We start from the raw sequence: 24834 nt of genomic DNA on the forward strand, positions 1-24834 counted from the left end.
CGGAGGGCGGAGCCTTGACCCTGCGCCTTCTTGGGCCGGAGGGTGGCAGGACAATCTTCGCTTCGCGTGGGAATGGCTGAGGGATCCGGTGGGTACGGCCGCGGTGGCGCCATCGGGCAGGGCGCTGGCATCGTTGATTACGCGAGAGATCGATCAGACAAGCGGAAAAGTCCTGGAGCTCGGCCCTGGTACAGGGATCTTTACGGAACGCCTTGTCAGCAGGGGGGTGGATCAAAGCGACCTCACCCTTGTCGAGCAGAACCCCGGTTTCGTGCGCTTGCTGAAGCAGCGCTTTCCCCGCGCCACTATCCTCGAGATCGACGCAGCTGCGCTCGGGCTTATCCGCCAGCCGCGGGGCGATCTTTTCGGTGCCGCCGTCTGTGGATTGGGTCTGCGCAATATGCCGGTCGGCCATATCGAGGGTATCATGCGTTCGGCATTTTCGCGCATGTTGCCCGACGCGGCGCTCTATCTCTTCACCTATGGCCGCCGATGTTCCGTGCCGGCCGAGGTCTTGGAGAGGCTTGGTCTCGCCGCCGAGCACTTCGGGATCGCTCTGCTCAACCTGCCTCCGGCATCTGTGTACCGCATCGTGCGCGTGCGAAATATTCAATGATGCGCAGCTCGAACCGTGCGGGCACGGACGCAATGGGGCCACGAGCCGATCAATCGTGGAGCGTGCATTCCACGATGAGTTGGGTCGCGAATCTTGTGATCGTCGCGGTCTTGCCGACGAGGCTGGGTCTGCTCGGCGCTCCGCTCTGGTTCTTTATGGCCTATGCGGTCGTCGCCGGGTGCGTACTCGCACTCATAGATAGCGTCGGCTTTGCTCGGGACATTTGCATCCGTCCTGATGTGCTGGTGAGGATCATGATCGTAGTCGTTGGCGGTCTCGTTCCGTTCACGATCGGACACGCAATCTGGTGATCGCCAAGCGTGCCAAAAGAAGAGAGCCGAGGAATTGTCCCGGCTGCGGCGGGATTTTGACGGATAGCGTGTCGCACGATGTGGCCTTGCGAGCGAGCGCCCCGCCATGAAAAGGGGGCAGAGCATATGAGACTTGATCGGGCACTCGTAACGGGGGCCTCGGGTGGGCTGGGCGCCGCCTTGGCGGATGATCTCGCGCGGCGGGGCTATCCTCTCGTTCTCACAGCTCGAAGTCGTCCCGCCCTGGAAGACGTCGCTCGCCGCATTCGTGACGAGCAGGGCGTTGAGGTCATCGTCCAGACCAGTGATCTTTCGAAGCTAGACGGCGTAAAGGAATTGATTGCCGCGCTGGACGCCCAGGACATCCGGCCGTCCATCCTCGTCAACAATGCCGGATTTGGGCTCAACGAGCGTTTCGAGGAGCATGGGCCGGAACGGCTCGAGGCCATGCTGCACCTGAACATCCTAGCCCTTACCACACTGACCCACGTCTACGCGCAGCGGATGAAAACGCATGGGGGTGGGCACATTTTATTGGTGGCGAGCCTCGCCGCACATATGCCTGCGCCTCTGATGGCGGCTTATGGCGCATCAAAGGCCTATGTCTTGTCGCTCGGCGAAGCCCTCCATGTCGAGTTCGCACCGCAGGTCCGGGTGACGGTTCTTTCGCCCGGCTATATGGAAACCGGCTTCGATGACACTTCGGGTTTTCGGCCCAACGCAGCGACCAAACGAACCGCGCTTGCCCCTGCATCTGTCGCGCGGATCGGACTCGACGCCCTGTTCGCCGGTAAAGCGTCGGTGGTCGCCGGTCGTGCCAACAAATTCGCGGCCTTGCTGGCGCGCATTCTTCCGCGGACATTCATGGCGCGGCAGCTCTACAAGTCGGCCGGCGAGCGGTTCCGGGAAGGTTGAGGCGCGCTTGCAGTTCCGCGGTCGCGCGCCTGTCACCTCATTTGACGCGCCGCCACTCGATCCGAATCTCGGTGCCCTCCGGCCGGCGAAATCTTTCGGTCATGCGGTCGCCAGCAACGACCAACGTTAGATCCTGCCGGGTCCGGACGCTGCCCACCCAATTGGGAAATGTCGCTCCCTCGACACGGTTTCCGCTGAATTCGCCCTTCTCATCGACGGTGTAGGTGCCGAAGAACCCGATGTTGCGCGCCATGGCCGCGCGATTCTCATCATCCGTTCCTTGACCGCGAGCATCCGAGGCAAAGCGCGGGACGTTGGCGTCAGAAAGAACTTCCACGAAGTGCATGTCGGGCGTGAAGACAAGCAGACCGTTGGGTTCCTCACCATAGGCGGCGATATTCTTTCCGCCGGGATCGATCGTCGCCGACGTCATTCGCCAGGTGCCTACGACCTGGTTTCCTGCTGCGGTCTGCGCGACGGCCGGAGACGCGATGCTGAAGGTGAGAGCCCATATTGCTCGGCAAATAGACATGTTGTTTCCCTGCTGGTTCACGAGGTCCGCATTTCTATGCGCCGGCTGCGGTTCACAGATCCTGCCGGTCGGCGGATTTCGCGACCGCCTGCTGCGCCTCCAGTGCGGCCAGACGCGCCGCAAGCGCCTGCGAGATAGAGGTATAGGCCGTGCTGCCCAGCGCCAACCGGAGTGGAGGCGCGTCGCTCTGGGCGGCCGAGATCATTGCGGCAACGGTTCGTGCCGCATCGCCCTTGATCTCGAAGCTTCCGTCGCTGATCGCGTGGCGGACGGCGTCGGCAGGCGTTTCCGCATAGGCCGCCAGGGACTCTGCGCGGTCGAGGTTGGTTCCGAAATTCGTGCCCGTGGGGCCCGGCTCGGCGATGATGAAGTCGATACCGAACGGCGCCACTTCCTGGGCGACGGATTCGACAAAACCCTCGATACCCCATTTGGTCGCGTGGTAGAGGCTGAAACCCGGATAGGCGATCTGCCCGCCCTCGGAAGAAACCTGGACGATGCGTCCGCCACCTTGGCTTCGCAGCAAGGGCAGTGCGGCGCGGATCAGATGGATCGATCCCGTCAGGTTGGCGGCGATTTGCCGGTCGATCTGCGTGGTCGTGAGCTCTTCAGCCGCCCCGAACAGGCCGTAGCCGGCATTGCTGACGATGACGTCTATCCGCTTGTGTCGCTCAAAAGCGCTCTCGATCGCAAATGCAATGCTGTCCGGTTCCAACAGGTCGAGTTGGACAACATCCAAGCGGGCGGGGTGATGCTGCCTGAGCTGCGCCAGGGCATCGGGGCGGCGCGCTGTGGCGATTACCATATGACCTTCGCCAAGCAGCTGTTGGGCCATCTCCAGGCCGAGGCCCGAAGTGGCGCCGGTAATGAACCATGTCTTCGGCATATGAATCCTCCATCTGTTCGTTTTCCCGATGTAGAGGTAGATATTGGTGGTATAAGGTCTTCAAAATGAGATGACGTGGTGAAGATTGATCACGAATGGTACGTCCGAGCCTGAACGATCTGACCGCTTTCGCAGCGGTGGCCAGCCACCTGAGTTTCCGTGAGGCGGCCGATGTCATGGGCGTTTCACGCTCTGCGCTCAGCCACGCGATCATCGGTCTCGAGGGAAAGCTGGGCGTCCGGCTGTTCAACCGGACGACCCGCAGCGTCTCGCTCACCCAGGCCGGTGCAAATCTGCTCGCACGTCTCGACCCGGTTCTGCAGGCTCTCGACCAGGCACTCGACACGCTTTCGGAAGAGCGCGGCACCCCCAGCGGTACGCTGCGGATCAATGCGAACAAGAGCGGCGCCAGCATCCTGCTCGCAGACGTCGTGCCGAGATTTCTCGATCTCTACCCCGATGTAGACCTTGATCTGGTGTCGGAGGGGCGGCTCGCGGATATCGTGGAGCAGGGTTTCGATGCCGGCGTGCGATTGCTGGAGGCCGTGCCGCGAGACATGGTCGCAGTGAAGTTCGGGGGCGATGTGCGTTTCATCGCGGTGGCCGCACCCTCATATCTTAAGGGCAGCTCGACACCAAAGACACCCGACGAACTGCATACACATCGCTGTATCCGTCAACGTCTTCCGAGTGGAAAGCGCTACCGCTGGGAGTTTGCCAAGCGCGGCGCCGAGATCGCGCTCGACGTGCCGGGCACTCTCACGCTCGACGACAATGATCTGCTCGTGCAGGCAGCGGCGGCTGGGCGCGGCATCGCTTATGTCCCCGAGCATTTCGCCAAGTCATTTCTGCAGTCGGGTGAACTCGTGACCGTTCTCGATGACTGGTGCCCGCCGACACCGGGCCTGGCGCTCTACTACCCGCGTAGCCGACACCTGCCGTCGCCGCTCCGGGCGTTCATCGACTTGTTGAAGCAGTTGGAGGGCGGGCGATGACGTCGTGAAGCGGGACACGGTATCTCCCTAAGCTCGCTACGACGCGGCCTGAAGCTCTCCGATTATTGACATTCGTCAAACACATCCTCGGGTACGCGCCAATTCCCGCGGATATAGCGTGTCAGAGCCGCCTCAAGGGGAAGAACCTCCTGGCAAAACCAATCTCCAATGCTGCTTGGTAGGTCATTCCGGCGCGGGCCACCTTTCCGAGCTGCAAGGCCTTTCAAGCTAAGATTATCGCGGGACAAAACCCGTGCGGTCGATCGACGAGACTATCGCTGCCAGCCTAACGATCTGGTGATCTGGCAAGCGGTAATCGGATGCGCAGCTTGCAGAAGCGAAGCAGCAAAGTTGGATCAATGGGCTACAAGTCGGCATATGTCGTTCGTGCCGAGGGCGCGGTCGATTGGCGCGATCGGATTTGTTGTGACATGTCCGCCGGCTTATGTTTTCTCCATGCAAGGCCCAAACACCTTTTCGCCGCCGGTCGGCGTGCTGTCGACGCTTGGCATGCCGATCGAACGCCTATGCGCACATGCGGGCGTCGCCCCGTCGAACGCGTGGGTGACAAGCGATTTCTTCCGCATCTGGACGGCAGCCGAGGAGGAATTCCAAGACCCCGGCGCAGGCATTCGCTTTGGCGACGAAGGGATCGCGCGCGGTTACGGTGTGGCGGCGATCGTCGCCTTGCACGCGCCCGATTTTCGCAGCGCACTTGCTGCGCTGTCCCGTTATAAAAGCCTGACCTGCCCCGAATTTGTAGAGGTCGAGGTCAAGGGCGGCGAAGCCGCCGTTCGTTACCGCTGGCTTCAGGCGAACGGACCGGTCCCGCGCCTGCTCGTCGATATGACGATGGCCTCGTTGCGCCAGCTCGCCTGGCGAGGCACAGGCGGAAAGGTCACGCCGATACGGCTCGAACTGACGCGGCGCCCGAGCGAAGAGGAGCTTCTGCATCGCCACTTTGAGTGCCCGATCGTTTTCGGGGCCGCGAGTGAGGCAATGGTCTTCGATCGCGCCGCGCTCGACGTTCCGTTTCTCACCGCTGACGGCGGTGCCTTCGCGCATGTGCTGGGTGACCTGGAGCAGCGCATTCGCGCGGGAGAGGGCTTCCCCGCTTTTGTGGGCGAGGTGAGCGTCGCCATTGCACGGCAACTGAGCGAGGGGCGCGAGCCAAGCGTGGCGGCGGTGGCCGGACGCCTCAATCTCAGCACCCGCACACTTCAACGCCGGCTCCACGAACTCGGGACGAACTTTCAGGAGCAGCTCGCGGGCGTGAGGCGGACCACCGCAGGTCGTTTGCTCATCGCCACCGACCTCGATGCAGTGGCCATTTCCATGCTGGTCGGCTTCGTCGAGCCCAATTCATTTGTCCGAGCCTTCCGCCGCTGGGAGCGGACAACCCCAACCCGCTGGCGCGCCCAACGGGTTGACGATCATTCCATTCACGAAGAAACTCCGTCATGATTCCGAAGTGCGTTCTCGTCACCGGGGGCTCCGGTTTCGTCGCGGGGCACTGCATCCTCCAGCTTCTGGAGCAAGGCCATTTCGTCCGCTCCACTCTCCGGTCGCTGGCGAAGGAAGCGATGGTGCGCGACATCCTCCAGAATGCAGGCATGGTTCATTCCGACAGGCTGAGCTTCGTCGCGGCCGATCTTCTGCGCGACGATGGCTGGACGAAGGCAATGGCCGGCATGAATGTCGTCCTGCATGTCGCCTCGCCGGTACAGCCGGGGCAGGTGGCGAGTGAAGATGAGGTGATCATCCCCGCGCGCGAAGGCACGCTGCGCGTGCTGCGGGCGGCACGTGCAGCGGGGGTGAAGCGCGTCGTTTTGACCTCCGCATTCCACGCCGTGAGCTGGGGGCACCCCCATGACGGCCACATGTTCACCGAAGCCGACTGGACGATTCTCGATGGTCCGGGCGTCGATGCTTACGGCAAGAGCAAAACCCTCGCCGAACGTGCGGCCTGGGATTTCATTGCCACTGAGGGAGGAGGCCTCGAACTGACCACGATGCTGCCGGTCGCGGTCATGGGACCGGTGATGGGCAAGGACGTATCGGGTGCAAATCACATCGTGCAGCGCATGCTCGAGGGCGCGATGCCGGTCGTCCCCAACCTGTTCATACCCGTGGTCGATGTCCGCGACGTGGCCAGTGCGCATGTGATGGCGATGACCAACCCGGCGGCGGCCGGTGAGCGGTTTCTGCTCTCTAACGGCCGAGCACTCAGTCTGAAGGAGATCGGCGCAATCATCAGGGCCGCGCTAGGCGATGCGGCCAGGCGGGTTCCGATGCGCGCACTCCCCAACTTCTTGGTCCGCATCGCCGCCCGCTTCAATACGGAAATGCGACCTTTCGTACCCGACCTCGGCTACGCTAAGAAAACCTCGAACGACAAAGCGCAGCGCGTGCTTGGCTGGACACCACGCGAGCCTCGCGAGGCGATTATTGCTGCGGCGACTTCTCTAGCCGGAAGAACAGGCTAAGCCCGCTCCTCGAACGCATCGACTCCCGCGCCCTGCAGCGTGGCGCCGCCTTTATCGTGCAGTTCCCTGCGCCACTACCGGAGTGTCGCCCACGCCAGGATTCCTCACGATCAAGCGGGCCGATCGGACGCGCGAAAGGCGGGTCGAATACCAAGCTCTACGCTACCGCTTCCGGAAATCTCGTTCTGTCTCTCACGCCATCATTCGACGTCACCGCCGTTTCGTGGCGGTGGCGCCGCGGTTATTGCCGCTCATATATTCTCGAATGTCTTTCCGCGATGTCGCATGGCCCTCGCGCGCGCAGGCGGTGGCGGTCATGATTTGTCCGGGCGTGCAATAGCCGCATTGCAGGGTGTCGTGGTCGATGAAAGCCTGCTGCATCGGGTGGAGGTTGTCGCCGTCTGCAATGCCCTCGATCGTGATGATCTCTCGTCCATCGACCTTGGCAGCCAGGGTCAGGCACGATGCGATAGGGGGGCAGATGCACGGTACAGGCGCCGCATTGACCATGGTCGCAGCCTTTCTTGGCGCCAGTGAGGTTCAGCCGCTCGCGCAGCATGTCGAGGAGGGGGGCCCGCGCGTCGATCTCGAGCGAGACGGGCTCACCATTGATGCGCGCCTCGATCGAGACCGTGGAGCCGCTCTCGTTTCCCGGCACCGGCACAAACGCTAGCTGCTGGGCTCGCGCTTGCGGCACGAAGCCGACGACACCAGCAACGGCACCGGCCTGCAGGGTTTCACGGCGGGTGATCTCCAGCGCTGTCGATTTGGAGTGGGTCACAGCGGGCCTCCTGTTTTCAAAGCTCGCGCTTCAGGCGGGTGTCGACGGACCAAGCGACGGCGCCGTTCATGGAGATAAGCAGCGCGATGAAGCCGAGAATGATGGGGTATTCGATCCCACGGTCGATCCAGGGATAGGTCGGCCCAAGCGCAAAGCAGATTACCGCCATTTGAACCGCGAGCATCGGTGCGAACAACCGCGTTGCGAATCCGATAGCGACTGCGAATCCGCCAAAGGTCTCGAGCAGCGCCACGGACAGCGCAAGCTGTGGTGCAAAGGGGAAGCCCAGCACATTTTCGATCAGATTGACTGATCCGGCCATCGGGTTGGCCATGGAGCCGTGAGCGCTGCCGGTCAGTTTCGGCACGCCGTGCGTCATGATTGTGAGACCAAAAGCTATCCGGAGAGCGACGTAGACGGCCACTCGCCCACGACTGTAGAAGCGGGCCAGGGCGGGGAAGACTAAGCTCGGCACCTGCGCCGTCGCGCCGGCAGGTCTCTCCGGCATGTCCATCTCCTCGACTTGTTTCACTGGAAACAACAATATCGAGAGAGGATATCTACTCAAGAAACAATAATTGAATTCACCATTCCACATGCATCAACAATCGGCGGTTGATGTACGATGACGATCAGTCCATCGGAATAGCATGGATCGCTTCGAAACCATGCGGCTCTTCGTCCGGATTGTAGAGCGGGGAAATTTGCGAGTGCTGCCAGGGATTTGCGACTTCCGCGCGCCACGGTGACCCGAGCCATTCAGCAGCTAGAGGCGCACCTTGGCACGCGCCTGCTCGAGCGCACGACGCGGGCGGTTCGGCCGACGGACGACGGCAATATCTATTACGGTCGATGCGTCCGGCTTCTGGCCGATCTCGATGAAGTCGAAAGTGGATTTCGGGCTTCTGAGCCCAAGGGACCTTTGTGCGTCGACATGCAGGGGACGCTTGCTCGCTTTTTCGTTCTGCCGGCGCTCCCTGACTTCATTCGCCAGCATCCCGCGGTGGAAATCCGGTTGAGCGAGACGGATCGTATGGTGGATCTAGTCGAGGAAGGGGTGGATTGCGTGCTTCGCGCGGGTGTTCTCCCGGATTCTTCGCTGGTTGGCCGAAAGGTGGCGGAATCAGCGCAGCTGACGCTGGGGAGCCCCGTCTATTTCGAGCGCTTCGGCCTCCCTTTGACGCTCGACGACCTCAACGGGCATCGGATGGTTGCTTATGCCGCTTCCGCCTCCGGCCAACCCTACGCGCTCGACTTCGAAGTCAAGGGGGTGGTGCGAGAGGTGATGCTGCCGTTCGATGTCACCGTACGCGGCGCCGAGATCTACACTGCTGCGGGAGTTGCTGGGCTTGGGATAATCCAGGTTCCGCGTTACCGTGTGCAGCAGCAGATCGAGGCAGGTGAGCTTGTTCCGGTGCTCCAGCATACTCCGCCACCGCGAATGCCGATATCCGTGTTGCATCCGGGTCATCGCAACATATCGCCACGGACAAGGGTGTTCGCTGACTGGTTGGCCGCATTGTTTGAGCGGCTCCAGGTGGATAGGCGCCTATAGATCGACTAATCGTCGTTAGATAACTTGCGGACGATTTCGGAGATCAGCATGTATTCCGTTTTAAACACCAATATCAGACGCCTATCTGTGGTCTGATCCTCTCTGCCAACGCTCGATATTGCAGGAATAGACCATCCCTTAACGGCGCTGCAGATAGCGAGGATTCGTCGAACGCTCCCCGACCATCTGCCGAGCTTGATCAAGAGCCCAGGGAGAATGGCACGCCGACCCGCGCGGCAACTTAGCGCATCAGATCGTCGGCGAACCTGCGCAGCAGCTGACGAAGCTGATCGAGCTCGGAGTCCGTCCATGATGCCAGGATGCGATTGGCCAGACGCTCGCGCGCGGCGTTCAGCGCATCGATCATCCTTTGCCCCTTCTCGCTGACGCTGGCCTCGCGGACCCGCTTGTCGCGGGCAGAAGCTTGCCGGTTAATCAGGCCTAGTTCGTCAAGCCTCGTCATCTGGCGGCTGACGGTGGTGTGGTCCCGGCCCGTTCGGTCAGCGAGTTCGACGACACCAATCGGACCGTACCGAGCGATCCGCGTCAGCAGCGGGAACAGCGCACGGTCGAGCGGAATGCCAGCCTCCTCGATCAGTCGGTCGTCCCGGCGCGGGCGGTTGAGCTCATCCACCACATCGATGAGCGCGGCTTGAAGGCCGCTCAGGATGTCTCTATTATGTGCATTATTCACGGTTTCCTTGCTCCGCAGCATCATTGAATATATGTGCATAATGCACATTGATTCGCGGAGATGCCAATGTCTTTCGATACCGAAGTCCTGATCAGCGGTGCAGGCGCGGCAGGCCTCGCACTCGCTATCGATCTTGCCCGACGCGGCATCGCGTTCTCGCTGATCGAGCAAAGCGAGCGGCCTTTTGGCGGATCACGTGGCAAAGGCATCCAGCCGCGTACCCTTGAAGTGTTCGAGGATCTCGGCATGGTTGATCGCCTCGCGGCGGCGGGCGCTCCATATCCTCCATTGCGCCAATATCGCAGCGACGGCGCCACCGAGGAATCGCTGCTGACCGGGGAGGAATTGTCCACCAGCCCGTCGGAACCCTATGTCGCTCCGTTGATGGTTGCCCAGTTCAGGACCGAGGCCGTCATGCGCGAAAGGCTTGCGGAGCTTGGCCACCGCCCGCATTTCGGACGGCGGCTCACCGGGTTCGAACAGGATGAGGAGGGTGTTTCCGCCCGCGTCGCGGATGCGCAAGGCGAGCACCCAATCCGTGCCCGCTTCCTGATCGGCACCGATGGTGGCCGGAGCTTTATCCGTCATGCCCTGAACATCGGCTTTCCAGGCGAGACACTGGGCGTTCGCGCACTTGTCGCCGATGTCCGGCTGAAGGGGCTTGACCGGCTGGCCTGGCATCGCTTCCAGCTTGGCTCCCCCGTGACGCAACTGATGGTGTGCCCGCTGGCAGGCACCGATCTGTTCCAGTTGCAAGGGCCGGTGGCGCTCGAAGGGGATGTCGATCTTTCCCCCGCTGCTCTGACAGGACTGATCGCTCAGCGAACCGGCCGGAGCGACATCGTGGTGCGAGAAGTGTCCTGGGCTTCGGTCTATGCGATGAACGCGCGGTTGGCGGACCACTATCGCGTCGGGCGGGTCTTTCTGGCGGGAGACGCGGCCCACACCCACCCGCCAACGGGAGGGCAGGGGCTCAACACCAGCATCCAGGATGCCTATAATTTGGGGTGGAAGCTGGCAGCGGTCATCTCCGGTGGACCGGACACGCTTCTCGACACCTACGAGGAAGAGCGACGCCCCATCGCGGCGGGGATGCTGGGACTGGCCACGCGCCTGCTCGGCGAAGCCAAGGCGGGTACAATGCGCCGCGACCGCGAAGCCCGCCAACTCGACCTGGGATATCGCACATCGTCATTGTCACGCCCGTCCCGGTCCAGCGAAGCGCGGCTCCAGCCCGGCGACCGCGCGCCCGATGCGCCGTGCCGGGGACAAGCGGGCCAACAGACGCGCCTGTTCAACGTGTTTGCCGGGCCGCACTGGACCTTGCTGGGCTTCGATGTGGCCGAGCGTCCCTTGCCGCGCGCGGGTTTGCAGATCGCCCTGATTGGCGAGCAGGGCGACCTAGTCGATGAGGCGGGGTATGTCGCGCATGCTTATGGGCTCACTCCTGGTCAGTGGGCGCTGGTGCGTCCTGACGGCTATCTGGCCGCGATCGTCGATACCGGTGAACTGGATCGGACGCTGCGAAGCTTTTTCGACACGACGGTTGGAACAACCTTCCCCGAAGTGTCGGCATGAGACCAAGTGATCTGCTTTGACGGCGCAAGACTGGTTCGGCCACGACGGGTGGCAACAGACCTGGGAACCGCTCGCAGCCTTCCAGCAGCTCGGCTCAGACGTGCGGGGCGTCGCGAAGAACGTCGGCACCGACATGGTGTGCCACGAGCAGGATGATCCGTTCGGCTTGAAGCGGGCTCAAGGCGCTCAATCGTGTCCACGATGCCGCTATCGGGATGATCGACCTACAGCCGGCCATCGGCTTTGAGCCTGATCTCGGAGGTATTCGTGTCGTCCATCCGCCCCGATTCGGGCGAGATAGCCCAGGCTTCGGAGGACCTTGCCCGTCGCACCGAGAGCAATGCCGCGTCGGGGCTCGGATCTATGATCATGAAATTGAATGCCCGCAATCGGGGCGTGGGCCGCCGTACCAAAAACGGCAGTAGGTAGATGTCGTTTCGCGTTCACTTCACAGGCAATGACCGCCGTGGAAACGAACGATGGGACATTGGCATCTTGATGCTGTCGCACAGCGCCGGCCCGCGCGGAATGCCGGCAAAACAGCCGACACGAAACGACCGCTGACCCAGAAATAGATCTGGGTCGTTCGCTTTTTCTTGGATCGGGAAGGTGGCCTCTGAGGCAGAGCGCTGTTCGACCTGGCGATCGATAGCAAGTTGCGCGGTTGCGATCTGGTGAAGATCAAGTCCTGAGGGAGGATCCATTTCCCTTGGCATGAGACGAGCCGCCCGCTGCTTGCCACTGGTGACCGCTCATCGCGACGCCGGCATCGTGCGCAAAGCAGCGATTCCAGAACAGGGCCGAGGCCGAGATTACGGTGACGATCACGAATGCCAACGAGAAATCGCCGAGTTCGAACTGCTCCCAGTGCGCCAGCCGAGGCCCCAATTCCAGGGCCATGGCGGCGATGCAGATGCCAAGCGACAGGGTAAGCTGCTGGAAGGTGGCGTAGAGGCTGGTCGCGGCACTCATCTGGTGCTTCTCGACATCGGCATAAGCGATCGCATTGTAGCCCGTGAACTGGAACGAGGTGAAAAAGCCCGAAAGTGCCAACACCGCCATCATCGCCGCGACTGACCAACCCGGGTGGAACAGCGCGCAGATGGCATAGCCGAGGCTGCTCACGAGCCCCGAGACGATCAGGCTGTCGCGAAATCCCCAACGGCGCAGAACGCGCGGCGCCAGCGCCTTCATCGCCAGCGCCCCGATCGCGACTGCCATGGTGATGGTGCCGGTGGTCGCCGCAGACAAGCCGAAGCCCAGTTGGAACATCAACGGAAGCAGGAAAGGCTGGGCGCCCTGCGTGATGCGCGTGAGCGAGCCGCCGATCACCGATAGTCGGAAGGTATTGATCCGCATCAGCCGCGGATCGAGGATCGGGTCGCTCACCCGTCGGGCGTGCCGGACATAGGCAAGACCGAACACCAGCCCGATCACGAGCAGCGCAAGGGCAACCCGGCCGGTGCCGGGGCGGCTCGACAGTTCGAAGCCGAACAACAGACAGCCAAGCGCCACGCCAGACAGCAGGAAGCCGGGGGTATCGAACCGAGCGCAAGCATCGCCCCGCACCTCGGGCACCAGCAGCAGCGCCCCGATCGTCCCGGCGATCCCAATCGGCAGATTGAGATAGAAAATCCAGCGCCAGTCAAGCCAGGTGACGATGAAGCCGCCCAGGGGCGGCCCCAGGATCGGTCCGATCAGCGCGGGCATGACCAGCCAGGACAGCGCCTGGACCAGGTCTTCCTTCGCAACGCTCCGCAGGAGCACCAGCCGACCGACCGGCACCATCATCGCGCCGCCAATCCCTTGCAGGAAGCGGGCGGCGACGAGCATCGGCAGCGTTCCGGCCTGGGCGCAGGCGAGCGATCCGGCGAGGAAGATGCCGATCGCCGCGCAGAACACGGTGCGCGAGCCGAACCGGTCGGCCAGGGTGCCGCTCGCCGGGATGAACAGCGCCAACGCAAGGAGATAGCTGGTGAGCGCGAGGCTGAGGCTGGTGGCGGAGGTGCCCAGGTCTCGCGCCATCGTTGGCAGCGCGATGGTAAGAACCGTGCCGTCGAGTTGCTGCATGAACAGTGCTGCGGCGACTACCAACGCAATCGCTTGGTAGCCCCTTCCACCACCGGACACCGCTTTGGCCGGCAAGGTCACGGCCTCGACCCCCGGTGCTAGGCCATCGCCGACATCCGCGCTCATCGAGGCCAGGTTACGTCGTCTCCACCGCATGCCGTTTGTTTCCGTTTACCGCTAATCCTCAAAAGGCGATCTGCGCACGACCAACCAGACTCTGGCCGTGATCGCTTGCCATGCCGGTGCCGCTCGGGCTGGTGATCGTCCAGTCGATTGCATTCAGCTGCAGCCGCGTGAAATTGTTGAGATACCAGTTCACGCCAAGCGTAGCGGCGGTGCCCCGGCCGGCGAGCGGACTGTCGCTATAGTCGATTTCCTCATAGCGGGCGGCAAGCTCGAGCGCGCCGCTACCGCCAGAGGTCACGGGCTGTAGCACCTTGGGCCGGCTCCACACTCCGCCGCGCGCGAGGTAAGGCGGCGTCTCTCCGGTCAGGAACCAGCCCGTCGCCAGCGACCAGGCGGAATGGTGGGCCGCCTCGCCCGACCCCTTCCGCAAATCCCGCGCGCCGGCTTCCGCCGATGCCCAGAGCGTTCGATGAAACAGCGCGAATTCGGCGCCATAGCCATTGCCACGCGTGGCATGCGCGAAGTCGCCTGGCAGCACGCGGAGATTGTCGTTGTAGAAACCACCTATGGCGATGCTTCGGACAGGACGGACGACATCGCCGGCGATCTTCTCGTTGAAGCCCCACGCGCCGAGATGGACGAGCCAGTTGGCGGTTTTGACCGGATTCCAGTGGGCGCGCGCCGCGATCGTGCGGCTGTCGCTGCTGGTGCTGGCGTTGTTGATGTCGTCGCCCGAGACCTGCACGCCGACATGCCAGTGGCTCCCATAGACCCTAGCGGCGGCGCCGAGTCCGAAAAAGCCGCGGGCCGGGATGATGCCCTGCGCCACGACATTGCGCTCCAGGAAGGGCACCGAGATCGTGCCGCTAGATCCGTCCAGCCCGCGGTCGTTGAGACGGTTGCCCAGCGCGAACTCGGTCTGCTGTCCGAGGAAGCGCGTCGTCCAGGCGAGATAGGCGGATTTGATCGTGACGTCGTTGTTGGCGAAATCGCCTTCCAGCACATAGGAAAGGTGCTTGCCGATCGTGCCTTCCAGGCCGAGCCGAAGCGAGCGCGCCCGGGTAGCGGTGATGTTGCGGCTGGGCACCGAACTGCCGGTGGTGGTACCGAGGTCGATCAGGATGCGGCCGCGCGGGCGAAAGGTGAAATTGCCGTCGGCGCTGGCGAATTCCGGTGTTCCCTTCGACCAGTCGACCTGCACACCGTCGCGCTGGAGCCGCTCGATCCGTGCGAGCCGTGCATCGAGTGAGGGCGGATGGGCATCGGAAGGCAGAGCCTGGCCGAGCGGGGCGCGGCCGTGGTACTGGTTTTGTGCGGCTGTCAGCGTCTCGGCCTGGGGGGCTGGGGGGGCGACAGCGATGGCCTTGCCGGCATCGATCGCATTCAGCCGGGCCTCCAGCCGGGCGATCTGCGCCTGCTGCGCTTCCACCAGCCGCGCCAGGCGTGCGACCTCGTCGGTGCTCTGGGCACGGGCGGGTGCGGCGATCCACAGGCCCAGGATCAACAGGGCTCCTCGTTGCATCGAACTTCCTCTCCGGGGGCGGACGGCGGCGCGCGGCCGCCGTCTCGCTTCTCGTGTCGCGGGATCAGGCCGCGCGGCGGCGCGCGAGGTGGGCGCCGATCAGCAGGGCCAGCAGTGAGAGCAGTGCGGCGGCCGCGCACCAAGCGCCGGGGATCGCTTTGTCGCCGGTGGCCCCGATCAGCGCGGTACTGATCGCCGGCGTAAAGCCGCCGAAGATGGCGGTCGCCAGGCTGTAGGCGAGGCTAAAGCCCACGGTGCGGACATGCACCGGGATCACCTCGGTCAGATAGACGATGAAGGCGCCGTTATAGATGGCGTAGATCGCAGCGAGCAGCAGCTCCACGGTGAGCAACCGGCCGAAGCTCGGCGCCTCCACGAGCCAGTGCATCAGCGGATAGGCGAACACCATGCCTAGCAGCGTCGCCGTGATCAGCAGCGGCTTGCGCCCGACCCGGTCCGACAGCGCGCCCATAACCGGCAGCAGCGTGAAGTTGGTGATGCCGACACAGGCCGTGACGAACAGGCTTTCGCCGGGTCCCAGCGCCAGAACCTTGGTGCCGAAAGTGGGGGTATAGGCCGTGATCATGTAGAAAAAGACGGTCGTCATCACCGCCATGAAGGTGCCCTGTGCCACCAGGCCCCAGTTCGCGCCGACGGTGCGCAGGATTTGGCTTAGGTCGGGCCGCACCTTGCGGTTCAGGAACGCCTCGGTTTCCTCCATGTGGCTTCGGATCACGAACAGGAACGGGATCATCAGACAGCCAATGACGAACGGTACGCGCCAGCCCCAGGCTTGCATCGTCTCGGCGTCGAGGCTGGTTGAGACCAGCAGGCCAATCACCGCCGCGAACACCACTGCGGCCTGCTGGCTGGCCGATTGCCACGAGGTGAAGAAGCCGCGGCGGTCGGGCGGCGCGATCTCGTTCAGATAGACCGAGACACCGCCCACTTCGACGCCTGCCGACAGGCCCTGGATCAGCCGGCCGAGCAGGATGATGACCGGAGCGGCGACGCCGATCTGCGCATAGCTGGGCGTCACCGCGATCGCGAGCGTGCCGAGCGCCATCAGCCCCAGCGTGAGCAGCAGCCCGCGGCGGCGGCCATGCTTGTCGATATAGGCGCCGAGCACCAGCGCACCGACCGGCCGCATCAGGAAGCCGGCGCCAAAGGTCATTAGCGTCAGCATCAGCGAGGCGAATTCGCTGTCGGCGGGAAAGAACGCCTTGGCGATGTACGTGGCGTAATAGCCGAACACCATGAAGTCGAACATCTCCAGGAAGTTGCCGCTGGCGACGATGAAGATCGACTTGAAGGCCGAACTGCGCCGCTCGGCGGGAACGGGGGCGGAGGCCGAGCTGTCGGCATAGGGCGTGAAAATCTGGCTCATGGATGCACCTTTTGCGACGCGGGCTCCAATCCGCTGTCGCGGATGATCGAGTACGCACGGGGAGAGGCGAGATACGCGATCAACGCGAGCGCCTCGTTCGGATTGGTGGAATAGGCGACGACACCGGCGGAGAAGGGCGTCACCTTCTGCAGTGTTTCCGGCAGCAGCCCGACGATGCGGATGCCCTTGACGGGCTTGAGTTCGCTCAGTTGCTGGAAGCCGAGCTCTGCCTCGCCCCGCGCGACGATCTCGCCGACCGGCGTGGCGGGGATCATGCGGCCCTTGGGCCGGACCTGGTCTGCGATACCGAGCCGGTCGAGCATCACGGTCTGGATGTAAAATCCGGAGGCGCTGTCGGACCAGGCAATCGACGTGGCGTGGAGCAGCGTCTTGCGTACCGCCTCGGGCGTGGCGATGTCGGGGAGGGGCGCGCCCGCGCGCACGGCGACGGCGATCTTCGACAGGCCGAGATCGGTGACCGTCGCCGGTACCACGGTGTGTTGCGCGGCTAGCTTGTCGAGTCCGCTGCGGGCGAGGATTACGATATCGGCTGCCTCATGCCGGGCCAGCCGGTTCGGAATCGCCTGCGGCGTCTCGCCCATGGAGGGGCCGCGTTCCGTCACAATGTGGATTCCGGTCTCGCGTTCATACTGAGCGGCGAGCACGGCGAAAGCCGCAGTAAAGCCGCCCGAGGTGAAGACGCGGAGCTCGCGGATCCGCGCCGGCTTGTGGTCGCCGGCCGATGCTGGCCCTGCACCTAAGCCAATGAGGCTCAGCGCGCCAAGGATCGTCGCGCGTCGGAGAATGCCGCGGCGGCTCTCCGGCGTGTTGTGTCTGGCCAAGGTGGCGGGAGGAGCAGCGTGCATGAAAACCTCTCTCGTCGGTACCGCTGGTGCGCGGTCTCTTGTCGCGGCGGGGCTTGAGCCCGGCTGCCTTTGGCGACACTAAGAACCCGCACCGGGCCTTTATCAAATGCAATGATCGGTTCACTTTATGCGCTACACGCATAAAAATCAGGAGAGCGACTCTGCGCGCGGTACGGCACCTTTACGTTCAAATGCTGATCGGCATCCTCGCGGGTTCGGCGATCGGCTGGTGGTGGCCAGCGGCGGGGCAGGGGCTGGGCCCACTCGGCATCGCGTTCGTCAAGGCCATGCGGATGATGGTACCGCCTGTGCTGTTCTGCACCATCGTCGAAGGCATCGTGCGGCACGGCGCCGCGCGAGATACCGGGGCGACGCTGCTACGGAGCGTCGCACTCTTCCTCGCGATCACGGTGGTGGCGCTGGGTGTAGGGATGGGCGTAACAATGGCAATGCAGCCCGGCCGCGGTCTGGCGGTGCCGTCCGACGCCAGCGGCGCGGCCGACATCGCTCACCAGCTTGCGGGCCGGCATCTTACCGGTCCGGGCGACTTCCTCGTCCATATCGTTCCCGACACGCTGTTCTCCGCCTTCACAGCCGGCGACGCGTTGCCGGTGTTGTTCGTCGCCGGATTGGTCGGCTTCGGGCTGTTGCGGATCGGTGAGGCGGGCGCGCCGATCGTCCGCGCGATCGAAGCCTTGACCAAGCTGCAATTTGCGATCTTCGGCTTCCTGATTCGCGCAGCGCCGGTCGGCGCGTTCGGCGCGATCGCCTATACCGTCGGTACCTTTGGCATCGGCTTTCTCGGTTCGCTGGGCCTGCTGACCGCAACGCTTGCGCTTGCCTGTGGGCTGCTCGTTTCCTTACTGGTCGCAGCCGTTTGGTTATCGACTGGCATCGGCGGGCTCCTGCTGCTGCGCCTGTTCCGTGAGGAGTTGCTGATTGTGCTTGGGACTTCCTCCAGCGAGGTGGTGCTGCCGCGACTGATCCAGAAGTTGGAGGCGCTGGGCTGCCCGCGCGGCATTGTGGGGCTCACCGTACCGCTTGGCTATTCGCTCAACCTCGCCGGCACCGCCGTCTACCTGATCGTGGCGACCTTGTTCCTCGCAGAAGCGCTGGAGGTGCCCTTGTCGCCGGGCCAGGTCGCGCTCTATCTCGCGGTGATGCTGGTCACGTCAAAGGCTGCGGCCGGGGTAACCGGCAGCGGATTCTCGGCGCTTTTGCTCACGCTATCGCTATTGCCCGAGGTGCCGGTGGGGGCTGCCGCCATGCTGATTGCGATCGATCGCTTCCTGTCCGAAATCCGTGCATTGACCAGTACCACCGCCAATGTGACCGCGTCCTTACTCGTGGCCCGGTGGAGCGGTGCCCGGCCGGGCCTTCCCCCAGGCTTCGCCGAGCAGCGCTAGCAACCGGTTCGCGGCAGGGGAAAGCGTTGCGCCAGGGCGGCGCAGCACGCCGATTGTCCGGTTGATCTCCGCTCCCTTGAGCGGTCGCCACACCAGATCACGCGCCTCGGGCCCTTCACAGGCCAGTCGCGGCAGCACTGAGGGGCCGAGTCCGGCCTGTACCAGCGCGATCGCCGAGGCGAGGCGAGTCACCTCATAGAACCAGCGCAACTCGATCCCCGCGCGTGCTAGGCCCGCTTCCAGCGCGGTACGATTGCCGCTGCCGAGATGCACTGTCACGAGCCGTTGTCCGATCAGGTCTGACCAGGCTGGGTCCGCCAGCGCGGCCAAGGGATCATCTCGCCGACAGACAAGGCCGTAGGGGTCGTCCGCCAGCGGCTCGAAGATGACGTCATTGTCGGCAATGACCGGCAGAGTGATCCCCAACTCGGCTTCGCCCCTGCGCACGGCCTCGGCACATTCGGTGGCGGAAAGATCGAGAATCCGTACGCGGACGCCGCGATATTCCTGTGCGAACCGCTCGAGAACATCAGGAAGAAATCGGACGGTGGCGCTCGGGATGCTTGCTACAGTCAGCCGCCCGGATTGGCGTTCCCCCAACGCAATAATGCCGAGTAGCGAGCTGTCCATCTCTTCCAGCAACCGCTTCAAGAGTGGCAGTATTTCCTGGCCGGCGGGCGTCAGTCCTACCCTACGCGTCGTGCGCTCCAGCAAGGGAGTGCCAATTGCCGCCTCGAGTTTCTGGATGCGTCGGCTGAGCGCAGGCTGCGACAGGTTGAGAAGATCGGCGGCGCGCAGGAAGCTCTTGCCGTCCGCGACCGCGACGAGCGCCCGCAAATCGATCAACTCGCAGTTAAACGGTGCCATATATCGACGCTATCACAGGGCATCGTGCCTTTCGAGCGGTGCCGTGTGCGACCCTTGGCGCAGAATGGCGAAGGGACCGTCTACTCGGCCTGCCACTTCGTTCTGCCACACGAAGCTGGAATCTGCTCGACCCCGATGTGCTCCGATGGCTTGCGGGCGGCTGGCCGGCGAGCGCGCCGATGCATAAATTGTTCGGGTTCCGAGTGGCGTTCGAGCCGCAGGCGGCGTAGCTCGCTGCGGAAACCGCGCATCCCGAGCAGATTGAAGCCATTCAGAGCGCCTTGGCGCCGATGCTTGATCCAGCGCAGCGCGCAAGGGGGGGCAGAGCTCCCTATCGCCTTTAACCTGGCGGCGAAGTCATCGAGCCGGCGCTGCGAATGCCGTGGGGCTGGTCGACCCGCGAGAACCTAAGCGACCATCTTGCGGTTTTCGCGGCAATTGCTTCGCATAGATGCGACCAAGCCCGGGATGCGATGTATCTTCTATTGACGAAAGACGCGCCGGTCTCACCGAAAACGGAGCCGCCACTCGTAGCGTAGCGAAGCCGCACTGAAGAATAGTAGCCGCCCGCCCCGGGGCAGCATCGGTTACCGCGTCCGGCATGAAGAACTCCAGGCCAATATGTCGCGAGGAGTGAGCGGAATGCGCCGAGCATAGCAGCTCACAGAACCAGGTGCCAACCAGCATGGTGCCGTCGATTTGCCAGGGCCGCCTCAGCGTATTCCGCTCCCAAAGAATACAGCCAACTGCGGCCCGCGTCTCCGGCCTTTCCGCAGCTCAGGCGGCTGCCAAGCTCGGCGGCCTTGGCGGTATGACCTCCAATGCGGCGAAAAGCTCGGCATGACCGTTACTTTGGAACTTTGCCGCGCTGGCTCTAAAGTGCTCCAGCGCTTCTTCGCCCTTGGAAATGCTCTCGCCGTCCCTCCGCAGATCGCCGCCGTTCGCCTCGAAAATGCTGTGGAGGTAGAATGCCTGGTCGGCGGGCGTGTCCATGCCGGCCAGCTTCGCCAAGAGAATCATCTGTTGCTCCTGTGATACCAGTACACCTCCAGCCAGTACGGGCGACGCGAGGGCCGGCAGCTGATCTGCGGAAATCGCCCGTTGGCAGAGATGCAGATTGAGCGCCTCTGTTTGCCGCCGCACGCGGGCGGTCGGAGCACGAGCGGGCTGCGCATGGCCTAGGCCGGTAAGCGTTAGCAGCGCGCTCAGCACGTCGCGCAGCTCTGCGGAGGCCATAGCAGGGGTTTCGCAGATCTCGGCGACGCTCTTGGGCGCATAGCCATCGGAAGCGAGGAACGCGATGAGCGGAGCATAGGTACGCTCATCCAGTTCGAGTTCCCCCATGGGCGCCTGATGGATGTAGGCAATGAGGGGCGCGGGGGTCGTGAGCATGAAGGACTCCGCGAGCCAGCTATGCCGCCACTCCAGTGCCGTCAGCCGCCGCGTGCCCTTCGAAAATATGTCCATGCGGAATCGTTGATTGACGATGAAGTCGCGCACGGTCTCCCGGAAGACCGGATGGCCGGCTTCCTCTAGAATTCGGCGTGCGGAGGGATGCATGCCTTGGTTTTCCAGATTGTCTAGAAGGCGAGCGGAAGTGGTGAACGAGAGCTTCGCTCCGCTCAGCCTGTCCGCTACGTCCGAGAAAAATACGTTGTGCCAATCTCTGTTGAGATATTCGTGCGACAGATAGTTTCTACTGCGACTGTCCATATTCTCGATGTGGACAGCAAGCGACGGGTTCATTTCGAAATATTGGGCGCCAGAGTTCGCGACCCTGCGTACGTACCGCAAAGCGTCATCAATTCTGGCGATCGGTCCTACGCTTTCGGTACCTGTGGACCTTATAGATTGCGTCATTAGATGGCGCAGGGGCATTTGCGGTGCCCATCCGGGTTGGCAATTGTAGCTTATGAAGAGAATGCCGCCTGGTCTGAGCCGCTTGCGGACAAGCTCGGTGATGATGGATTGGTTGTGCTCACTTATCCAGCTCCAGACACCGTGCAGGACGATGACATCGAATAAGGGGATGTCGCTTCGCCGGGCGAACTCTTCGAATGATTCGTCGAATAAGGATAGCTCGGCGCCCGAAACATCTGCCAGCCCGGACGCATGTGCCACCTGCCCAGGATTCAGGTCGGTTCCCCAGAATTCTCCTTCGGATGCTGCGGCGTGCACGTTGAGCGAGACACCCTGTCCGAAGCCAAGTTCCAGATAGGTCGGGCTTTCGGAATAGGGAGGCACGACTCCCGCCGCGAGACAGGCGATGCGCAACATGGCCGGATTGAGTTCGCGATAGTAGCCGAAAGTGTAGTCAAGGCCCGTGAAATAGCCTTCTGCCCAGTCCATTGCCGACGACCTCCTATTGGCGCGGGGGCCATGGCGGCGAGCGCGCTGTGACAATCCCGCAGACTGACCATGGGGACTCCCTGCAAGACGTCCATGCCGAAAGGCCCGGAAAACGTGCCTGATCCTATCGACCGGCCGGCTCGAGCTGGCGTTCTTCGGCCTCGCCCTGGCAGTGACGGCCCATGATAGGACCCCCTCCACGCGAAACCCTCTCGGCCCGCTCGCGAGATTTCTGTCCGCGCGCCGAGCCGAATGAGCATTACCCATCCTCACCTTTGAACGGATACACGATATGACCCGTATCCTGTTCGTCGGCCAGAAGCCCGGAACCGTCGATTTCTCCGATCCGGCGCTGCCGCCGGGCTTCGACGCCGCCAAGATCAACGCCGGTATCGCCGTCGCGGTCGACAAGATCGCCGAACGCGGATGGTAAAGGCGCTACCTGCATGATCACGCCCGATGACGCCGGACGCGCCATGCTAGAACGGCAACTGAAGGCCGAGGTGTATGACTGCGTCGTGATCGGCGCCGGGCTCCGGCTCCCGCCCAAAAGCCTGGCGTTGTTCGAGGCGGTTGTGAACATCGTCCATCACGCTGCACCGGGCGCGGCGATCGCCTTCAACACCAAACCGGAAGACACTGCCGCCGCCGCCGCGCGACAGCTAGGTTTGGGGCGGTGATCGCTGCACGTCCCTGTCGCATGGGATGGGATGAAGGCTTTCCAGGTCACGCGCATGGCACATCCGGATGAAGGGATTCGGGATCAGGGCCAACTGGCTGGACGGCGATAATTGGGGTGTGAGCTGCCGTTCGGGCGGAGCCAGCGGCGAATGGCAGCAATCGAGATCGCCGGACTGAAAGCGGACTGTCAGCTTTGGGTAAGTTCAGCTGCTCGATTGACAGTCGAGAGGTTGATCGCTTGATGACAGCTTTCTAGGACCTGGTACCAAAAGCCGCCTGACCGCAACCGGCCCAAAACCTGGCCATTGGGCGCTTCGCTGGGGAAGCCCAGGACCGGACGCTCATCCGAGGTTTAAGAAATATCTTTTGAGTCGTGTCGATTCCGCTCAAGCCCGTTCGACGTACCATCAGGAGGGCGATTGATGCGCTCTACGGACGAGGAGATTTGACATGCGGGTAGTGGTTTTCGTGAAGGCGACAGCGGACAGCGAGCAGGGTGTTCTCCCCTCGACCGATTTGCTGGAAGCGATGGGCAAATACAATGAGGAACTGGTCAATGCCGGCGTGATGGTGGGCGGCGATGGCCTCAAGCCCACGTCGCAGGCGAAGCGCATCGCGTTCGACGGCTCCAATCGCTCCGTGATCGACGGGCCCTTTGCGGAAACCCGCGAGCTGGTTGCCGGTTATTGGGTCTGGGAAGTGAAGGACATGGACGAGGCGATCGCCTGGGCCCAGCGCTGTCCCAATCCCATGACCGGCCCGAGCGAGCTGGAGCTTCGCCCCGTCTACGGGATGGAAGATTTCGGCGACAACATGACGACTGAAGTCGCCGAGATTCACCAGCGTTCGCGCGACACACTCGCTGGCCAGTGAACCGCTAGCCGGCATAACTTCCACTTGTGTCGCCTCTCCGTTTGACCAAGATGCGCTCATGGCGGACGAGACGACGCGCCGCGCGATCGAAGCGGTTTTCAGAATCGAGCGGGCGAAGCTCATTGCCGGGCTTGCCCGCCTGGTTCGCGATTTCGATCGGGCGGAGGAACTGGCGCAGGAAGCGCTGGTCACGGCATTGTCCGAATGGCCGAAAGCGGGAGTGCCGAACAATCCTGCCGCATGGCTGATGGCAACGGCGAAGCGTCGCGCGATCGACGGGTTCCGTCGCGACACTATGCGCGAGCGGAAGCACGCCGAGATTGCCCGCGAACTGGACAATGAGCCTGACCATTCGCTCGAACGGATCGAAGTCGCCATGGCCGACGATATTGGCGACGAGCTGCTGGGGCTGATCTTCACGGCCTGCCACCCCATTCTCCCGGCCGATGCGCGCGCGGCGCTGACGCTGCGCCTCGTGGGCGGCCTGACGGTTGGCGAGATCGCGCGGGCCTTCGTCTCGAATGAAACGGCCATCGCGCAACGGATCGTTCGCGCCAAGCGGACGATCGGCAAAGCGGGCCTCGCTTTCGAGGTTCCTCGCGGCGCCGATCGCACCGCGCGCCTCGCGTCCGTGCTGGAGGTCATCTATCTCATCTTCAACGAAGGCTATGCGGCGACCGCTGGCACCGATCGCATTCGGCCGAGGCTGTGCGCCGAAGCCCAAAGATTGGGCCGTATCCTCGCCGGGCTGATGCCGGACGAGCCGGAAGCTTTCGGGTTGCTGGCCCTGATGGAAATTCAGGCGTCCCGCCTGTCGGCACGAACAAAGCCCGATGGCTCCCTGATCCCGCTGACGGAGCAAAGCCGCGCCCGCTGGGATCGCTTTTTGATCCAACGAGGTTTTGCCGCCCTTCACCGGGCGGAGGCCCTGCATGGCGCTGACGGCCCGTATGCACTGCAAGCGGCGATAGCAGCCTGCCATGCCCGGGCGCCGATAGCAGACGATACAGATTGGAGACGTATCGCCTCGATCTATGACCGGCTCCGTGAAGTCATCCCGTCTCCCATCATCGACCTAAATCGCGCCGTGGCGCATAGCATGGCCTATGGCCCAGACGCGGGCCTCGACATGATCGGTTCGATTGCTGGCCTCGACGCGCTTCGCGGCTATGCGCCGCTGTCGGCTGCGCGCGGTGATTTTTTGTTCCGCGCAGGCCGGATCGCGGAGGCGAAAATCCAGTTCGAGGTCGCCGCGAATCTAACGCAGAACGTCAGTGAGCGGTCCTTCCTGCTTGCGCGTGCTGCGACTTGCGTTGCTCAGTCGAACTGATCGGGAAT

At 63.2% G+C, this 24834-nt stretch carries 23 protein-coding genes and 1 pseudogene; 13 read left to right on the plus strand and 11 right to left on the minus strand.

Going from position 1 to position 24834, the window contains the following annotated elements:
- The first annotated feature begins 88 nt into the window (after positions 1-88).
- The 3 genes from GGR46_RS14455 to GGR46_RS14465 all read left to right on the plus strand — a co-directional run bounded on the left by GGR46_RS14455 (position 89) and on the right by GGR46_RS14465 (position 1842).
- Positions 89-616 carry a class I SAM-dependent methyltransferase gene (locus tag GGR46_RS14455; protein WP_343058171.1) on the plus strand — a complete coding sequence of 176 codons (528 nt, stop codon included), beginning with the start codon at positions 89-91 and terminating at the stop codon, positions 614-616.
- A 74-nt stretch (positions 617-690) separates the two neighbouring features.
- Positions 691-927: a hypothetical protein gene (locus GGR46_RS14460; protein ID WP_183998629.1), complete on the plus strand. Its 237-nt coding sequence runs from the start codon at positions 691-693 to the stop codon at positions 925-927.
- Positions 928-1053: 126 nt separating this feature from the next.
- Positions 1054-1842: an SDR family NAD(P)-dependent oxidoreductase gene (locus GGR46_RS14465; protein ID WP_183998630.1), complete on the plus strand. Its 789-nt coding sequence runs from the start codon at positions 1054-1056 to the stop codon at positions 1840-1842.
- A gap of 37 nt (positions 1843-1879) precedes the next feature.
- On the opposite strand, the gene GGR46_RS14470 is transcribed toward GGR46_RS14465, so the two are convergent.
- Both GGR46_RS14470 and GGR46_RS14475 read right to left on the minus strand, forming a co-directional pair.
- Positions 1880-2374: a lipocalin-like domain-containing protein gene (locus GGR46_RS14470; protein WP_183998860.1), complete on the minus strand. Its 495-nt coding sequence runs from the start codon at positions 2372-2374 to the stop codon at positions 1880-1882.
- A gap of 52 nt (positions 2375-2426) precedes the next feature.
- Positions 2427-3260, minus strand: a complete 834-nt coding sequence (locus GGR46_RS14475; RefSeq protein ID WP_183998631.1) for an SDR family oxidoreductase — start codon at positions 3258-3260, stop codon at positions 2427-2429.
- Between the two features lie 95 nt (positions 3261-3355).
- Here GGR46_RS14475 and GGR46_RS14480 point away from each other — a divergent pair, with 95 nt between their 5' ends.
- From GGR46_RS14480 to GGR46_RS14490, 3 genes are all read left to right on the plus strand, one after another.
- Complete coding sequence (locus tag GGR46_RS14480; RefSeq protein WP_183998632.1) at positions 3356-4255, plus strand: LysR family transcriptional regulator; 900 nt, start codon at positions 3356-3358, stop codon at positions 4253-4255.
- Positions 4256-4765: 510 nt separating this feature from the next.
- Positions 4766-5719, plus strand: coding sequence for an AraC family transcriptional regulator (locus GGR46_RS14485; protein WP_183998633.1), 954 nt, complete (start codon positions 4766-4768; stop codon positions 5717-5719).
- Entirely contained in the window at positions 5716-6741 is a 1026-nt protein-coding gene (locus GGR46_RS14490) for an SDR family oxidoreductase (RefSeq protein ID WP_183998634.1), read from the plus strand. Before GGR46_RS14485 ends, GGR46_RS14490 begins: the two co-directional genes overlap by 4 nt.
- A gap of 210 nt (positions 6742-6951) precedes the next feature.
- Here GGR46_RS14490 and GGR46_RS14495 read toward each other — a convergent pair whose 3' ends face one another.
- Positions 6952-7251 (minus strand): (2Fe-2S)-binding protein, encoded by a 300-nt coding sequence (locus GGR46_RS14495; RefSeq protein ID WP_425506561.1) that lies wholly within the window; start codon positions 7249-7251, stop codon positions 6952-6954.
- 287 nt (positions 7252-7538) lie between these two features.
- On the minus strand, positions 7539-8054 hold the full coding sequence (locus GGR46_RS14500; RefSeq protein ID WP_221262747.1) for a DoxX family membrane protein: 516 nt from the start codon (positions 8052-8054) through the stop codon (positions 7539-7541).
- Between the two features lie 213 nt (positions 8055-8267).
- On the opposite strand from GGR46_RS14500, the gene GGR46_RS14505 reads away from it, so the two are divergent.
- Positions 8268-9077: a LysR family transcriptional regulator gene (locus tag GGR46_RS14505; RefSeq protein ID WP_343058173.1), complete on the plus strand. Its 810-nt coding sequence runs from the start codon at positions 8268-8270 to the stop codon at positions 9075-9077.
- Positions 9078-9318: 241 nt separating this feature from the next.
- On the opposite strand, the gene GGR46_RS14510 is transcribed toward GGR46_RS14505, so the two are convergent.
- Positions 9319-9795: a MarR family winged helix-turn-helix transcriptional regulator gene (locus tag GGR46_RS14510; RefSeq protein ID WP_183998635.1), complete on the minus strand. Its 477-nt coding sequence runs from the start codon at positions 9793-9795 to the stop codon at positions 9319-9321.
- A gap of 42 nt (positions 9796-9837) precedes the next feature.
- Between GGR46_RS14510 and GGR46_RS14515 the strand changes: the two genes are divergently transcribed.
- Positions 9838-11349, plus strand: a complete 1512-nt coding sequence (locus GGR46_RS14515) for an FAD-dependent oxidoreductase (RefSeq protein ID WP_183998636.1) — start codon at positions 9838-9840, stop codon at positions 11347-11349.
- 681 nt (positions 11350-12030) lie between these two features.
- On the opposite strand, the gene GGR46_RS14520 is transcribed toward GGR46_RS14515, so the two are convergent.
- From GGR46_RS14520 to GGR46_RS14535, 4 genes are all read right to left on the minus strand, one after another.
- Entirely contained in the window at positions 12031-13545 is a 1515-nt protein-coding gene (locus tag GGR46_RS14520; RefSeq protein ID WP_246426091.1) for a DHA2 family efflux MFS transporter permease subunit, read from the minus strand.
- A 58-nt stretch (positions 13546-13603) separates the two neighbouring features.
- A complete protein-coding gene (locus GGR46_RS14525) occupies positions 13604-15067 on the minus strand; it encodes an OprO/OprP family phosphate-selective porin (RefSeq protein WP_183998638.1) in 1464 nt (487 codons plus the stop codon).
- 64 nt (positions 15068-15131) lie between these two features.
- Positions 15132-16454 carry an MFS transporter gene (tcuC, locus tag GGR46_RS14530; protein WP_183998639.1) on the minus strand — a complete coding sequence of 441 codons (1323 nt, stop codon included), beginning with the start codon at positions 16452-16454 and terminating at the stop codon, positions 15132-15134.
- On the minus strand, positions 16451-17320 hold the full coding sequence (locus GGR46_RS14535; protein WP_183998640.1) for a substrate-binding domain-containing protein: 870 nt from the start codon (positions 17318-17320) through the stop codon (positions 16451-16453). Before GGR46_RS14535 ends, tcuC begins: the two co-directional genes overlap by 4 nt.
- A gap of 191 nt (positions 17321-17511) precedes the next feature.
- On the opposite strand from GGR46_RS14535, the gene GGR46_RS14540 reads away from it, so the two are divergent.
- Positions 17512-18726: a cation:dicarboxylate symporter family transporter gene (locus GGR46_RS14540; RefSeq protein ID WP_183998641.1), complete on the plus strand. Its 1215-nt coding sequence runs from the start codon at positions 17512-17514 to the stop codon at positions 18724-18726.
- Here GGR46_RS14540 and GGR46_RS14545 read toward each other — a convergent pair.
- Both GGR46_RS14545 and GGR46_RS14550 read right to left on the minus strand, forming a co-directional pair.
- Complete coding sequence (locus GGR46_RS14545) at positions 18661-19593, minus strand: LysR family transcriptional regulator (RefSeq protein ID WP_183998642.1); 933 nt, start codon at positions 19591-19593, stop codon at positions 18661-18663. The genes GGR46_RS14540 and GGR46_RS14545 overlap by 66 nt on opposite strands.
- Positions 19594-20370: 777 nt before the next feature.
- Positions 20371-21942: a methyltransferase regulatory domain-containing protein gene (locus GGR46_RS14550; RefSeq protein ID WP_183998643.1), complete on the minus strand. Its 1572-nt coding sequence runs from the start codon at positions 21940-21942 to the stop codon at positions 20371-20373.
- 292 nt (positions 21943-22234) lie between these two features.
- On the opposite strand from GGR46_RS14550, the gene GGR46_RS25180 reads away from it, so the two are divergent.
- The 4 genes and pseudogenes from GGR46_RS25180 (at position 22235) to GGR46_RS14565 (ending at position 24826) form a co-directional block, all read left to right on the plus strand.
- Positions 22235-22375 carry a hypothetical protein gene (locus tag GGR46_RS25180; protein ID WP_221262749.1) on the plus strand — a complete coding sequence of 47 codons (141 nt, stop codon included), beginning with the start codon at positions 22235-22237 and terminating at the stop codon, positions 22373-22375.
- A 13-nt stretch (positions 22376-22388) separates the two neighbouring features.
- The gene (locus GGR46_RS25185; RefSeq protein WP_221262750.1) at positions 22389-22622 is read left to right on the plus strand and encodes a hypothetical protein; all 234 of its coding nucleotides are present in this window, start codon (positions 22389-22391) and stop codon (positions 22620-22622) included.
- A gap of 451 nt (positions 22623-23073) precedes the next feature.
- Positions 23074-23424, plus strand: a pseudogene (locus GGR46_RS14560) (YciI family protein); the annotation flags it as partial.
- Between the two features lie 130 nt (positions 23425-23554).
- Entirely contained in the window at positions 23555-24826 is a 1272-nt protein-coding gene (locus tag GGR46_RS14565; protein WP_183998645.1) for an RNA polymerase sigma factor, read from the plus strand.
- Positions 24827-24834 lie beyond the last annotated feature (8 nt).

This window comes from Sphingomonas kyeonggiensis, from assembly GCF_014196745.1.
Lineage (GTDB): Bacteria > Pseudomonadota > Alphaproteobacteria > Sphingomonadales > Sphingomonadaceae > Sphingomonas > Sphingomonas kyeonggiensis.